We start from the raw sequence: 15,074 nt of genomic DNA on the forward strand, positions 1-15,074 counted from the left end.
ACACCCGCGAATCACCCCCGCTCCGGCCGTATTTTTCCCCAACCTTCACCCCAATCCAACCCAACCAAAAACCCCAACCTTACCAATCCACTAACCATAAACAACTCGATACTATCTGTGATTCAGCACCAACACAGGGTAGTATCTTTACCCAGCATTCCAACAGTGCACTCAACACAAAAGAACGATTTCACGACTGAAAGGATTTGGTGCCGTGCTGCGCACTCATCTCGCAGGGGACCTCCGCAAGGAAACCGCTGGCCAAACCGTAACCTTAACCGGGTGGGTGGCCCGCCGACGAGATCACGGCGGTGTGATCTTCATCGACCTTCGGGACTCCTCCGGCATCGCCCAAGTCGTCTTCCGCGACCCCGCCGTCGCGGAAACCGCCCACCACCTCCGCAGCGAATTCTGCATCAAAGTCACCGGGGTGGTTGAAGCCCGCCCCGCAGGCTCGGAAAACCCCAACCTGGCCTCCGGCGACATCGAAGTCAACGTGACCGAACTCGACGTCCTCAACGAAGCAGCCGCCCTCCCATTCCAAATCGACGACACCGCCAAAGGCGGCGAAGTGGGCGAAGAAACCCGCCTCAAATACCGCTACCTGGACCTGCGCCGACCCGCCCAAGGCGGTGCCCTCCGGCTGCGTTCGGAAGCTAATAAGGCGGCGCGCCGGGTGCTGGAAAAGCATGATTTTGTGGAGATCGAAACCCCCACCCTGACCCGCTCCACCCCGGAGGGAGCCCGCGACTTTGTGGTGCCGGCCCGGCTCAAGCCCGGCTCCTGGTACGCCCTGCCGCAATCCCCCCAGCTGTTTAAACAGCTGCTCATGGTGGCCGGCATGGAACGCTACTACCAGTTGGCCCGCTGCTACCGGGATGAGGACTTCCGGGCCGACCGGCAACCCGAATTCATGCAGCTCGACATGGAAATGAGCTTTGTCGACCAAGAGGACATCATCGCCATTGTGGAAGAAATCCTGGTCGCGCTGTGGCAGCTGATCGGTTACACCATCCCCACCCCGATTCCCCGCATGACCTATGCGGAGGCCATGCGGGACTATGGTTCCGATAAGCCCGACCTGCGGTTCGATATCAAACTGGTGGAGTGCACCGAGTTCTTTAGCAACACCCCGTTCCGAGTGTTCCAAAACGAATACGTGGGTGCCGTAGTCATGGCCGGTGGCGCATCTCAGCCGCGCCGGCAGTTGGATGCCTGGCAGGAATGGGCGAAACAGCGGGGTGCAAAAGGCCTGGCCTACATTCTGATTGGGGAAGACGGCGAGGCCAGCGGCCCGGTGGCGAAAAACCTGTCCGATGCGGAACGGAACGGCATTGCCGCCCACGTGGGGGCGCAGCCGGGTGACTGCATTTTCTTCGCCGCCGGCGAAACCAAGGCGTCCCGCGCCCTCCTGGGGGCCGCCCGGGGCGAGATCGCCCGCAAGCTTGGTCTCATCAAGGAGGGGGATTGGGCGTTCACCTGGGTGGTTGACGCACCCATGTTCGAACCCTCCGCCGAGGCCAAGGCTTCCGGCGATGTGGCCCTGGGCCATTCCGCCTGGACGGCGGTGCACCATGCGTTTACCGCCCCCACGGACGAATGCCTCGACACCTTCGACACCGATCCGGGCAGTGCCCTGTCGAACGCCTACGACATTGTGTGCAACGGCAACGAAATCGGCGGCGGTTCGATCCGTATTCACCGCCGTGACGTGCAGGAACGCGTGTTTAAGGTGATGGGTATCACCGAGGAAGAGGCGCAGGAAAAGTTTGGGTTCCTGCTCGATGCGTTTGCGTTCGGGGCCCCGCCGCACGGTGGTGTGGCCCTGGGCTGGGACCGCATTGTCTCTCTGCTTGGCGGGTTCGATTCCATCCGGGACGTGATCGCGTTCCCCAAGTCGGGTGGCGGCGTGGACCCATTGACGGACGCCCCGGCACCCATCTCGGCGCAGCAGCGTAAAGAGACCGGCGTGGATTTTAAGCCCAAGAAATCCTAAGAACTAGCCGCGGCGGCGCCACCGTCGCCAGCGCCAATATCACCATGATGACCTGCATTATTGGGGCGGTGGTGCTGGCATCGGCATCGGCGGTGGCGGTATTGGCCGGTACGATTTGCCGGGTTTTTGAGTTTTGGGTAAGAGATTCTTCGCTTGGTCTTAAGTAACGAGCCTACTTTGGGAGGAAACCTTCAAGTAGGCTCGTTTATTATTGGCCCGCTTACGCTGGTTACGGTTTTGGCTGCAGCCTCGTTGGGTGCCAAACATGTTTGGCTTCCGCACTGGGCTGCTCAAAATATTGATACTTTCCTAAACATCCAATTTTTACAATAAAAGGTCGCAACCTGATGAATGCTAGCCCTGGTCGGGGATTCGTCCATGACACACTAATCCACGACATTGTCGCAACCGGTGAGGCATTATTGTCGCAACGGTTTGGTGGTAACCAAGTACTCACCGAGGTGAAAGTGCTGTCCGGTTCCGGTAACGCAGTGGTTTTACGTGCCAGGGTGATGCCGTCGCCCTTCCTGCAACAACGATCCGTGGTCTTAAAATACGTGCCGGGGGTGGGGAACATTTCGGAGCAGGTCAATCTGATTCGGGAAATAGTGGCCTACCAGTTCACGACCAGCATGAACGAGGATAATCGGCCTGGCCCGGTGCTGCTCGCCCACGATGTGGAGAAGAAAATCCTGGTCATTACCGATGCTGGCGATGGTGACACGTTCGCGGAACTGCTCATGGGATCCACGCCGAAGCACCGGGTGGAATTACTGCGTTCGTTGGGGAGGGCGATCGGAAAAATGCACGCAGGTACGGCCGATAAAGAATCGGACTTTCGGGTGCTATTGACCCGCATGCTGTCAAAACATTCCCACCTGCGCAGCTTCAATAAGTACCGGGAGCACATGTTGACTGCGGCAATCACGGTGGGGGAGCGGTTGGTTGCGGCGGCGGGTGTGCCGGTGCCGGACGTGGTGCACGAGTTTGCGGCCGAGGCGATTCGCCGGCTGGTGTCGGGGCAGCATCGGGCGTTCACCCCGTTTGACTTAGCACCAGAAAACATCATCGTTTCCGATCGAACATACTTTCTTGACTATGAGTGGGCGGGATTCCGCGACGCGGCGTTCGACGTGGCCTGCGTGGTGTCGGGCTTCCCCCAAAACCTGGCGACTAGACCCATCTCCGATAACGAATCCGACGTGTTCATCGAGTCGTGGGTGCAGGAAGTGGAGGGAATCTGGCCGAATGTGAAGAATCGGCAGCGGTTGAATGCCCGCATTCTGGCGGCGATGATCGCCTGGTGTTTTTCCTCGATGGCGTTTATGCATTTTGACATGGATAACGAACAATTCGAACAGTTAATCGGAAAAGATAGCGAGGACCTGATCGCGGGGTTAGTGGAGTCCAGTGCGCCCTGGGCCACCGAGGTACTCTCCGGTGAGGCCCTGCCGCCGGATGAGGACGACATGCGGCTGATTCGCCTCGACCTGTATGACACGTTTGAATCCCTGGAACGGTTCGCGGCCTGCAGCACCGACCCCCGGTTTGCGGTGGTAAGGGAATTCGCCCGCGACGTGCTGAAACGACTGGAGTCATGACCGACGGCGCGCTTTTCGACGCCCCCACAGGTGGGACCGGGTCTTCGGGCGGGGACTATTTCGCGGTGAGCCCCACCGCGCCCCTGGCCGCCCGCATGCGGCCCCGCAGCCTGGACGAAGTGGCAGGCCAAGACCACGTGCTGGCTGCCGGGAAACCGCTGCGCCGCCTCATCGAGGGCTCCGGTGACGCCAGCGTGATCCTCTACGGGCCGCCCGGCACGGGCAAAACCACCATAGCCTCCCTCATTTCGCAGGCCACCGCCCGAAAATTCGTGGGCCTTTCCGCACTGAACTCCGGGGTGAAAGAAGTACGGGCCGTCATCGACCAGGCCCGGCGCGACCTGATCCAGGGCATGTCGACGGTGCTGTTTATCGACGAGGTGCACAGGTTTTCCAAAACCCAACAGGATGCACTGTTGGCGGCGGTGGAAAACCGGGTGGTGTTGCTGGTCGCGGCGACCACGGAAAACCCGAGCTTTTCCGTGGTGGCGCCGCTATTATCGCGGTCGCTGATTGTGAAGCTGGAGTCGCTCGATGATGCGTCGGTACGGGCGGTGCTGCGGCGGGCGCTGGTGGATGAGCGGGGCCTCGGGGGTCGGATTACCGCATCGGATGCGGCGATTGACCAGCTGGTGGCATTGTCTGGGGGCGATGCGCGGCGCAGCCTCACGTACCTGGAGGCGGCCGCGGAGTCGGTGCCGGACGGGGGCGAGCTGTCGGTGGACGTGGTGGCTGCGAATATTGACCGGGCGGTGGTCCGCTACGACCAGGATGGGGACCAGCACTACGATGTGGCGAGCGCATTCATTAAGTCGATCCGGGGCTCGGATGTGGATGCGGCGGTGCACTATCTAGCCCGAATGCTGGTGGCGGGGGAGGACCCCCGGTTTGTGGCCCGCAGGCTGGTGATCGCGGCCGCGGAGGATGTGGGGTTGGCAGACCCGCAAGCATTATCGGTGGCGGTGGCCGCGGCGGAGGCGGTGCAGCTTATCGGCATGCCGGAGGCGCGGATTCCCCTGGCGGAGGCCACAATCTATTTAGCCACCGCACCGAAGTCGAATGCGGCGTATGTGGCGATTGACCAAGCGATGGGGGATGTGCGGGCGGCAAAGTCCGGGGTGGTGCCGCCGCACTTGCGGGATGGGCATTACGCCGGTGCCCAGGATTTAGGGAATGCGGTGGGGTATGTGTATCCGCACGACGATCCCCACGGGGTGGTGGCGCAACAGTATTTACCCGACAGTTTAGCTGGGGTGACATATTACCAGCCGACGATGCGGGGAAACGAGGGCCGCCTGGCTGGGGTCGTCGAAAAGCTACGAGCATTAATTCGAGGCGAAGTGCTAAAGTAACCAAATTATGTGCCTCCAGACCATGGGTGTGGGGGCGAAACTGGACAATAGTGTAAGGACTTTAACCACTGTGCAGACCCACGAGATTCGGGAACGTTTTACTCATCATTTTGTTAAGGCTGGGCATGAGGCGGTGCCCAGCGCGTCGTTGATTCTTGACGACCCCAACCTGTTGTTTGTCAATGCGGGCATGGTGCCGTTTAAGCCGTATTTCTTGGGTCAGCAGACGCCGCCGTTTCCTAACGGCACCGCCACAAGCATCCAAAAGTGTGTTCGAACTTTGGATATTGAGGAAGTTGGCATTACCACCCGCCACAACACATTCTTCCAAATGGCCGGCAACTTCTCCTTCGGCCAATACTTCAAAGAAGGCGCCATCACCCACGCCTGGTCGCTCCTGACTAGCCCCATCGACGAAGGCGGATACGGTTTCGACCCCGAAAAAATTTGGGTCACCGTGTACCTTGACGACGACGAAGCCGCCAACATTTGGGAAAACGTAGTCGGCATCCCCGCCGAACGCATCCAACGCCTCGGAATGGCCGACAACTTCTGGTCCATGGGCATCCCCGGCCCCTGCGGGCCCTCCTCCGAAATCTACTACGACCGCGGCCCCGAATACGGCAACGAAGGCGGCCCCGCCGCCGACGACTCCCGCTACCTGGAAATCTGGAACCTCGTGTTCATGGAGAAAGAACGCGGCGCCGGCACCGGCAAAGACAACTTCGAAATCCTCGGCCCCCTGCCGAAGAAAAACATCGACACCGGCATGGGCGTGGAACGAATCGCCTGCCTCCTCCAAGGCGTCGACAACGTCTACGAAACCGACCTCCTGCGGCCCGTCATCGACGAAGCCCAACGCCTCACCGGCGCCACCTACGGCGCCAACCACGAAGACGACATCAGGTTCCGGGTCATCGCCGACCACTCCCGCACCGCCATGATGATCATCCTCGACGGCGTCACCCCCGGCAACGAAGGCCGCGGCTACATCCTGCGCCGACTCCTCCGCCGCATCATCCGATCCGCCCGGCTCCTCGGCGCCACCGGCAAAACCATGGAAAGCTTCATGAACACCATCATGGACACCATGACCCCCTCCTACCCGGAGATTGCTGACAACCGGGAACGCATCCAACGTGTCGCCATCACCGAAGAAACCGCTTTCCTAAAAACCCTCGAATCCGGCACCGAACTCTTCGAAACCACGGCAGCAAAAATCAAACAAGAAGGCAAAACCACCGTTGCCGGCGCGGACGCCTTCGCCCTGCACGACACTTACGGGTTCCCCATCGACCTCACCCTGGAAATGGCTGCCGAAGCCGGGCTCCAAGTCGATACCGAAGGCTTCGACAAACTCATGGCCGAACAACGGGCCCGGGCCAAAGCCGACTCCCAGGCGAAAAAACACGGGCACACAGACCTGTCTATCTACCGCGACTGGGTAGACAACCACCCCACCGAATTCATCGGCTACGACGAACTCACCGCCCAATCCCACGTGATCGGCCTGCTCAGCGACGGCAAAAAAGTATCCGAAGTATCGGCCGGTCACGATGTTGAAGTCATCCTCGACGCCTCCACCTTCTACGCCGAAGCCGGCGGCCAAATCGGCGACCGCGGCACCATGACCCTGGGTGATAGTCTGCTCCGAGTCAACGACGTGCAAAAAATCGGCAAAAAACTCTGGGTTCACCGGGCCACCGTGGAAACCGGCGGCTTTGCCCTCGGTGACACCGTCACCGCAGCCGTCGACCCCGCCTGGCGGCACGCCGCCCGCCAGGCACACTCCGCCACCCACCTGATTCACGCCGCCCTCCGCGAAGTCCTAGGCCCCACCGCAGTCCAGGCCGGCTCCATGAACAAACCCGGCTACCTACGGTTTGACTTCAACTACACGGAACAACTCACCCCGGAACAGTTGGAACACATCGAACTCATCACCAACCAGGCAGTAGACGCCGACTGGCAAGTCAACACCATCGAAACCACCCTGGACGAAGCCAAAACCATGGGCGCAATGGCCCTCTTCGGCGAAAACTACGGCAACATTGTGCGCGTCGTCGAAATCGGCGGCCCCTTCAGCATGGAACTCTGCGGCGGCACCCACGTCGCCCATTCCTCCCAAATCGGGCCCGTATCCATCCTGGGTGAATCCTCCATCGGCTCCGGGGCCCGCCGCATCGAAGCCTACTCCGGCCTGGACTCCTTCAAATACCTCAGCAAGGAACGCACCCTCGTGGCCGGCCTGGCCTCCGCACTCAAAGCACCATCCGCGGAAGTACCAGACCGTATCGCCCAACTCACAACAAAACTCAAAGAAGCGGAAAAAACCATCGAAAACCTCCGCAAAGCCGAACTCCTCGCCCAAGGCAGTCGCCTGGTGGCCCGCGCCCACCTGCCCAACGGCATCACCGTGGCATCCGCGGTACTCCCCGACGGCACCACCGCCGGTGACCTACGCACCCTAGCGGCAGATGTGAAAAACCACCTTGCCGGGGAAGCCGGAGTGGTGCTCCTCGCGTCGTCGACAAGCGACGGCAAAGTACCATTCGTCGTGGCCGCAACTAAAGAAGCCATCGCCCGCGGCGCAAACGCCGGCACCATCGTGAAAACCCTCAATCCCTATATCGATGGCCGTGGCGGCGGAAAACCCGACATGGCCCAAGGCTCCGGCAGTAACCCCGACGGCCTACCTGAAGGCCTGAAAGCCGCCTCGGACCACATCGCCACCCTCTAACCCCACGGCACAAAACGGGTGCTTCTCCCACACGGGAGGACACCCGTTTTCCTTATGAAAACCCGCTACACAGGGGGTACGGGAGGCACAAACACCACCGTCGATTTTCCGCAACAGTGCCCCGCCGTTAGACTAAGAGCCTAAGGTTATAGGCGGCGTGCATTACTACCGCCGCACCACGGGTTTTCCCCAATTCGCCCATAATGTACTCCACAGTCACAATATTCGAGTACGGTTAACTATCGGCTCATAACCTTTTACCCCCACCCACCACGAAAGGCTACGCATGGCACCGATAACACCAGACCAACCCGGCGTTCATGACCCCGGGCCCGGACGCCGCCTCGGCGTTGACGTAGGAACCGTGCGCATCGGTGTCGCACTCTCTGGAACCGACGCCACCCTCGCCATGCCCCTAGAAACCATCAAACGCGAAACCGGATTCAAAGACCGCGACAAGTCCGACATTGACCGACTCATCACCCTCATCACAGACAACAACGTTGTCGAAGTCATCGTCGGCTTACCCCGCGACCTCAAAGGCAACGGCTCCAAAAGCGTCAAACACGCCAAAGAAATCGCCTTCCGCATCAACCGTCGCCTCCAAGGACTAGAGTTATCAATCCCCGTCCGAATGGCCGATGAACGGCTATCAACCGTAGTAGCACATCAGGCACTACGCGCGAGTGGGGTTAGTGAAAAATCCGGCCGAAAAATCATAGATCAGGCCGCTGCCGTGGAGATTCTCCAATCTTGGCTCGACGGACGAACGAATTATCTGCACAGGACACCACCCCTGTCGGCACCATAACACCAAGAACAGTAAAATCGTAACGGAAAAGTTATCAAACACAAGGAGAGCCTCGAATACTTATGCGCAAGGTGAAATACGTCAAGCGACGTCAACGTGGCGCAGCAGTCCTGCTCGCCTCCTTGATTCTTCTTCTCGGAGCTGCAATATACATAGGCACACAGTTAGCTACCACCTCGACGCGTGACTATAAGGGGAGCGGTAACGGCCAATACGAACTCATCACAGTGAAAGACGGCCAAACCCTCTCCGAGCTAGGGCCAGAACTGAAACAACGGGGCATTATCGCAAACGAATCTGTGTTCCAAACTGCGACATATAACAACCCTAATGCGAGCAATTTCAAACCCGGGGTGTACCGGCTGCAACACGAAATGAGCGTGAAAGCCGCCCTCGCGGCACTCCTTGATCCCAAGAACAAAATTGAAGCACTCGCGGTCAACGGCGGCGACGGACTCATGGACGTCAAAGGCGTCGGCGGCGGCGAAAACGATGTACGCTACGGCATCTTCTCCAAGATCTCCAAAGTAACGTGCTTCGAAAACTCCGACCATTGCATCACTATCGAAGCACTACAACAAGAAGCCTCGACAGCTAATCTGCAAGAATTAGGGGTCCCAGCCTGGGCAATTGAACCAGTGACCCGCCGCGGGGCTGACCCGAAACGCTTGGAAGGTTTGATCGCGCCGGGGGAGTACACGATTGATCCCAAGAGTGACGCTAAGGCGATCCTCAAAGACCTCATTACTAAGTCCGCCCAGGAATATCAGAAGACCAATATTGAGAGTCGAGCCCAGGTAATTGGGTTGAGTCCCTACGAGTTATTGACGGCAGCATCGCTTGTGGAGCGGGAAGCGCCGGCAAATGACTTCGGTAAGGTCGCCCGCGTAATCCTCAATCGGTTGCACAAACCAATGAAACTAGAGTTCGACTCCACAGTGAACTATGATCTGCCCGAGGTTGAGGTTGCCACCACCGATGCGGACCGGAATCGGCAGACCCCATGGAACACGTACGCGAAGGAAGGCTTGCCGGAAACTCCCATTGCGTCAGCATCAATCAAGGCGATTGAGGCAATGGAAAACCCAGAGGAAGGTAAGTGGCTCTTCTTCGTGACGGTTGACAAGAATGGTCGGACGGTGTTCTCTGACACGTATGAGCAGCACCTGGCCGCGGTGGAGGAAGCGCAAAAAGGCGATGTGCTGAACTCCAGGCGCCAATAGCCCGTAGGTGGTCTGACCAGTTATTATGGTGATGAGGACCGTGCCGGTTTGCTCCGGTACGGTCCTTGTTTCGCGGTTTCTGCCCTAGGGGGCCCGGGGATGGCGGGGGAATGGGGGTATGTGCCCTATAAGGGCCAATAATGGATTTTATTATCGTACATTTAGCTGGTGGTTAGAAATCGGCAAGGTCGTGACCAGCACTGGGGCGGAATCACCTGGGATTAATGTGGCAAAAGTGCTAATTATTCTTATAGCGTATGTATCTGTTATGTCTAACTTTTTAGAAAAATATTTTTCCAGCTACCTATAAATAAGTGAAATTTTTTTCATCTTGTTATCGGACTAGTTCCCATTTACCGTGAGGAAAACTTAACGAATAGCGGATTTGTCACAAATAAAGATTTAATTATATGAATCAGTATAAGAACTACATTATATAAATAGCACTTTTTGCTTTTCGACGTTTCAGGCTCTCCTTCTTCCATACTTACCAACTGCACAAGTATTGATAAAGTTTATGTTTACCTGGTGTTTTTGGGCACCCCCGTATGTGAAAGCACCCGTTGAAAAACACTTTTCTCCTATGCGACTATCGGGTCGTTGGCCAACAAAACTTCATCCACTGTCATTCGGATGTGTCATTCATCTTCAGAAAGAAGGGCTTTTTCAATGGGGAAAAACTCTCAATATCGCACCGCTCGCCGGGTCTTGGCTGCGGCTGCTGGCATTATGCTGGTGGCCCAGCAAGCACAGGTTGCCACCGCTGAGCCACGTACTTTGTGTCAGGTCAAGGGTAGCTATAGCTGCTTGACCTTCAGCGGCTATGGTGAGCGCACTGGTACCTGGGCGGATACTCGCTACCCAGGAAACAACGGCAATCACAGCTGCTCCCGCTACGTTGCTTATCGTCTGGCGAAAGGCGGCATGCGCGAACAAGCAAGCTGGGGCGACGCTTCGCAATGGATTCAACGGGCACCCGGCCACAAGGATAAGACTCCCACCGTGGGGGCCGTGGCCTACTGGAACCAACAATGGACCGCTACCTACTGGGGCCATAACGAAGGCCATGTTGGTGTTGTTGAGAAGGTCAACACCGACGGTTCTATCGAAGTGACCTGGGACAGCCAGCGGGAGGGCATGGTAGTTCGCAAGATCATTACTCGCGGCCCCGATATGCCTACCGACTTCATCCACATCGACGATGGTTCCATCCGTCGTTCCGGTGGTGACGAAACCAAGACTCCACCATCGAAGACCGACACCCCGTCAACGTCGACTAACACTCCACCTACTAAGACGGATACCCCACCAACGTCCACGGATACGCCTCCGACGAAGACCGACACTCCGCCGACCAAGACGGATACGCCTCCGACCAAGACAGATACCCCACCGACGTCGACCAGCACCCCGCCGACCAAGACGGACACCCCACCAACGTCCACGGATACACCTCCGACGTCGACCAGCACCCCGCCGTCGAAGACGGACACCCCACCAACTTCTACGGACACCCCGAAGACGTCCACGAGTGTTCCGCCGACCAAGACGGACACGCCACCAACGTCCACGGATACACCTCCGACGTCGACTAGCACCCCGCCTACCAAGACGGATACCCCGAAGACGTCCACGGATACGCCTCCGACCAAGACTGATACTCCGTCCACGTCGACTAGCACCCCACCAACTGTTACCGACACCCCGAAGACGTCTGACTCTGAGCAGCCCCCGAAGTGTGACAAGGGCAAGAGCGACGGCAAGTGCGGCAGCAACAATGGCAATAATGGCTCCATTGGCGGCGGCAACAGCGGCTCCATTGGTGGTGGCAATGGCAACAGCAACGGCAAGTCCCAAGCCCAAGGCTCCCTGGCCGGCTCTGGTGGCCTGCTCGGCGTCGTTGCCGCAGTCATCGGCCTGGGTGGCATCGTCAAGGTAGTGTCCAACCTGTTCCAGCGCATTACCGGTGGCTCCACCGGCAACAGCTCCGGCGCTGGCGGCGGGAACGGCAACTCCCACTCCCAGGGCGGCTCCACCGGTGGCGGCCTGTTCTCCCGCAGCAGCTAACACCTTGATATAGCGGCGCGCGGCAAAAAAGTAACCGTGGCGCTGACGGTGCGCTAAAGTTCTGAAGAAAACCTCCTCCTATAAGATTTTCCACAAGGACTTTTCATGGCACGCCATCAAGCCGCGGTTCTAGGTAAACCCATCGCCCATTCCCTCTCCCCACTCCTGCACAATGCGGGCTACCGGGCGTTGGGGTTAACACAATGGGAATACACCCGAATTGAATGTGACGAGCACGAACTACCCCAAGTGGTAGCCGGTGCCGACGCATCATTTCGGGGTTTTTCTGTGACCATGCCCGGAAAGTTTGCGGCGCTTGCCGTCGCAACTGACCGCACCGACCGCGCCCGACTCATAGGCTCGGCCAATACCCTGGTGCGCAGTGGTGATGGTTGGCGTGCCGACAACACCGATTGCGATGGCGTCACCGGCGCCATCCGCACGCTTTTCGACGCCCCCAGCCCGCAACTCGGAACCGCCGTCATCATTGGTGCCGGCGGCACCGCCCGCCCCGCCCTGTGGGCGCTTGCGGAACTTGGGGTATCCCACGTCACCATCATTAACCGCAGCGACCGCAGCCGGGAGCTGGCCGATCTCATTGCCGCCATTGGCCTCCAGGTTGATTTCGTCCCCTATGACGACACTATATCCACCGCCTGCGCAACCGCGGACGTGATCATTTCCACAGTGCCTGCTGCGGGGATCGCGGAGCACGTCGATAAGCTAGCGCAGGCGCCGCTTCTTGACGTCATTTACGACCCTTGGCCCACCCCCCTCGTGGCTGCGGCACGCAACAGGCACCTGCCCGCGGTTGGTGGGCACGTCATGCTTGCGCACCAAGCCTACGGCCAATTCGAACAATTCACCGGATACCCCGCCCCCCGCGAAGCCATGTGGGCGGCACTCACATCATGTGGCCCGCTGTCACAATAGTCATCGGCGCAGCTTGGGCCCTGGCATTGTGCTGGTACGACATGAAATACCAGCGCCTTCCCGACAACCTCACCATGCCGGTTTTATGCTGCCTCATTATTATTGCCGCCCGCATGAACTATGTTGCGCTTTTTGGTGGGCTGGTCTGGTTCTTCCTCTATTTCATGATCGCCCTGCTTGTCGGCGGTATCGGTGGCGGCGATATCAAACTCGCCCCCAGCCTGGGGATCATCATTGGGGCCGACGGCATTTGGCCCGTGTTTACCGCCATTTTCCTTGCACAAATGTTCACTCTGGTGGGGGCGATGGTTTTCAGACGAACCAAAATACCCCACGGGCCCGCCATGATTCTAGGATGCATCATCGTTCTTGCTTGCCACCCGGCGTCAAGCACTTTTATCCACTTCGATAGGGGGTAAAAGCACGAAAATCCACCAGCACATGTCATAATTGCCTTCATGCTGCGCTGGTCAACATCAGGAGAATCCCACGGACAAGCACTCATCGCCATGGTGGAACACATGCCAAGCGGAGTGCCACTCACCACGACGGACATAGCCACCCAATTGGCTCGCCGCCGACTCGGCTATGGTCGGGGCGCCCGCATGAAATTCGAAGCCGACGCGGTGACAATACTCGGCGGTGTGCGCCACGGCGAAACCCTCGGTAGTCCCATCGCCATCATGATCGGCAATAGCGAATGGCCCAAATGGACCACCCTCATGTCCGCCGACCCCATCGACCCGACCGACCCCGAGGCCGCCTCGGCACTCGACTCCGGTCGGGGCGCGAAACTTACCCGACCCCGCCCCGGACACGCCGATTTCGCCGGCATGCTCAAATACGACTTCGATGAGGCTCGGCCCATCCTAGAGCGCGCCTCCGCCCGCGAAACCGCCGCCCGGGTCGCTGCCGCCACCGCCGCCCGAAACCTATTGCGTGCAACCCTGGGGGTGGAAGTGTTCTCACACGTTGTCTCGATTGGGCGTTCGAACCCTTACGATGGTCCCGAACCCACGTTCGATGATCTTGGTGCTATTGATGCCTCCCCGGTTCGCGCGAACACGGCCACGCCGGAAGGCCAAGCCGCCGAAGCATCCATGATCGCCGAAATCGAAGCAGCCAAGAAAGCCGGCGACACCCTGGGCGGCATCGTGGAAGTCATCGTTTCCGGGCTCCCCATCGGATTGGGGTCGCACGTCAGCGGCGACGACCGGCTCGACGCCCAGCTCGCGGCCGCCCTCATGAGTATCCAGGCCATCAAGGGCGTAGAAATCGGTGACGGGTTCGCCGAAGCCCGCCGCCGTGGCTCCGAAGCCCACGATGAAATCATCCGCTCTGGTCACACTCTGACCCGCACCACCAACCGGGCCGGCGGGCTGGAAGGGGGCATGACCAACGGGGAAACCCTCCGGGTGCGCGCCGCTATGAAACCAATTTCCACCGTGCCGCGCGCCTTGAAATCCGTGGACATGGCCACCGGAAAACCCGCAACCGGAATCCACCAGCGTTCGGACGTGTGTGCGGTACCGGCAGCCGGGGTGGTAGCAGAAGCCATGGTGGCCCTGGTGGTGGCCCGGGCAGTCTTGCAAAAATTCGGCGGCGACTCGTTGGGGGAAACAAAGCGTAATATTGCGGCTTATCAAGAACATGTGGCCCGCCGGGTGCAGTTTCCAGACGACGTGAACTGAAACCCAGCGAGCATAAAAACCTACACAAGAGGAGTTGATGAGTAAGTGCAACACTTAAAACCGCACGTGGTGTTGGTCGGCCCACCGGGTGCCGGTAAAACAACCATTGGCCGCCGGCTGGCGCACACCCTCAACACGGTACTCATCGATACGGACCACATGATCGAGGAAGCGACCGGCAAAACCTGCGGCGCGGTATTCAGCGAGCTAGGCGAGCCGGAATTCCGTAGATTAGAGGCCGAACAGGTGGCGGTAGCCCTGCAACAACGGGGTGTCATCAGCCTGGGCGGCGGTGCGGTGCTTACTGAATCGAATCGGAACCTGCTTGTGGATCACCCGGTGGTGTGGATCGACATGAGTGCGGAAGAAGGCGTGCGCCGCACCCAAGGCGACGACAGCCGCCCGATATTAGCGGCCGAAGACCCCCTGGCGCATTTCACGAAGCTGCTGGCAACCCGGCGCCCCTTCTACTCCCAGGTGGCGGATCTGCACGTATCCACCGACAAACGCACCCCGCAGCAACTCGTGGCCGATATAATGGCATATCTTGAGACCACCGCCTGTTAGAGAACTATCGGCGACATGCCGGCGAATCCAGCCAGGCGAGGCGCCACTGCACATTGTTCATTTATCTCAAGCCCCATGGCATGGAAGGAACCA

Annotated in this window: 11 protein-coding genes; all 11 read left to right on the forward strand. The window is 59.1% G+C overall.

From position 1 onward, the window contains the following. The first annotated feature begins 214 nt into the window (after nucleotides 1-214). The 11 genes from aspS (at nucleotide 215) to HBA49_RS05430 (ending at nucleotide 14,981) form a co-directional block, all read left to right on the forward strand. Nucleotides 215-1,996: an aspartate--tRNA ligase gene (aspS, locus tag HBA49_RS05380; protein ID WP_005526514.1), complete on the forward strand. Its 1,782-nt coding sequence runs from the start codon at nucleotides 215-217 to the stop codon at nucleotides 1,994-1,996. A gap of 347 nt (nucleotides 1,997-2,343) precedes the next feature. After that, the gene (locus HBA49_RS05385) at nucleotides 2,344-3,597 is read left to right on the forward strand and encodes a phosphotransferase (RefSeq protein WP_005525914.1); all 1,254 of its coding nucleotides are present in this window, start codon (nucleotides 2,344-2,346) and stop codon (nucleotides 3,595-3,597) included. Continuing rightward, entirely contained in the window at nucleotides 3,594-4,949 is a 1,356-nt protein-coding gene (locus HBA49_RS05390) for a replication-associated recombination protein A (RefSeq protein WP_005526025.1), read from the forward strand. The genes HBA49_RS05385 and HBA49_RS05390 overlap by 4 nt, the downstream gene beginning before the upstream one ends. Before the next feature lie 70 nt (nucleotides 4,950-5,019). Then, nucleotides 5,020-7,689 carry an alanine--tRNA ligase gene (gene alaS / locus HBA49_RS05395; RefSeq protein ID WP_005526115.1) on the forward strand — a complete coding sequence of 890 codons (2,670 nt, stop codon included), beginning with the start codon at nucleotides 5,020-5,022 and terminating at the stop codon, nucleotides 7,687-7,689. Between the two features lie 286 nt (nucleotides 7,690-7,975). Further along, nucleotides 7,976-8,500, forward strand: a complete 525-nt coding sequence (gene ruvX / locus HBA49_RS05400; RefSeq protein WP_005526427.1) for a Holliday junction resolvase RuvX — start codon at nucleotides 7,976-7,978, stop codon at nucleotides 8,498-8,500. 62 nt (nucleotides 8,501-8,562) lie between these two features. Then, a complete protein-coding gene (mltG, locus tag HBA49_RS05405) occupies nucleotides 8,563-9,723 on the forward strand; it encodes an endolytic transglycosylase MltG (RefSeq protein ID WP_005521006.1) in 1,161 nt (386 codons plus the stop codon). A gap of 669 nt (nucleotides 9,724-10,392) precedes the next feature. Beyond that, nucleotides 10,393-11,790 carry a CHAP domain-containing protein gene (locus HBA49_RS05410; RefSeq protein ID WP_005521009.1) on the forward strand — a complete coding sequence of 466 codons (1,398 nt, stop codon included), beginning with the start codon at nucleotides 10,393-10,395 and terminating at the stop codon, nucleotides 11,788-11,790. Between the two features lie 105 nt (nucleotides 11,791-11,895). Continuing rightward, complete coding sequence (locus tag HBA49_RS05415) at nucleotides 11,896-12,723, forward strand: shikimate dehydrogenase (protein WP_005521010.1); 828 nt, start codon at nucleotides 11,896-11,898, stop codon at nucleotides 12,721-12,723. Further along, a complete protein-coding gene (locus tag HBA49_RS05420; RefSeq protein WP_040431842.1) occupies nucleotides 12,702-13,142 on the forward strand; it encodes a prepilin peptidase in 441 nt (146 codons plus the stop codon). Before HBA49_RS05415 ends, HBA49_RS05420 begins: the two co-directional genes overlap by 22 nt. A gap of 39 nt (nucleotides 13,143-13,181) precedes the next feature. Then, nucleotides 13,182-14,414, forward strand: a complete 1,233-nt coding sequence (gene aroC / locus HBA49_RS05425) for a chorismate synthase (protein ID WP_005525753.1) — start codon at nucleotides 13,182-13,184, stop codon at nucleotides 14,412-14,414. Nucleotides 14,415-14,459: 45 nt separating this feature from the next. Continuing rightward, nucleotides 14,460-14,981 carry a shikimate kinase gene (locus HBA49_RS05430; protein ID WP_005525677.1) on the forward strand — a complete coding sequence of 174 codons (522 nt, stop codon included), beginning with the start codon at nucleotides 14,460-14,462 and terminating at the stop codon, nucleotides 14,979-14,981. The last annotated feature ends 93 nt before the right edge of the window (nucleotides 14,982-15,074 follow it).

It is taken from the genome of Corynebacterium matruchotii (assembly GCF_011612265.2).
In the GTDB taxonomy this organism is placed as follows: Bacteria; Actinomycetota; Actinomycetes; order Mycobacteriales; family Mycobacteriaceae; genus Corynebacterium; species Corynebacterium matruchotii.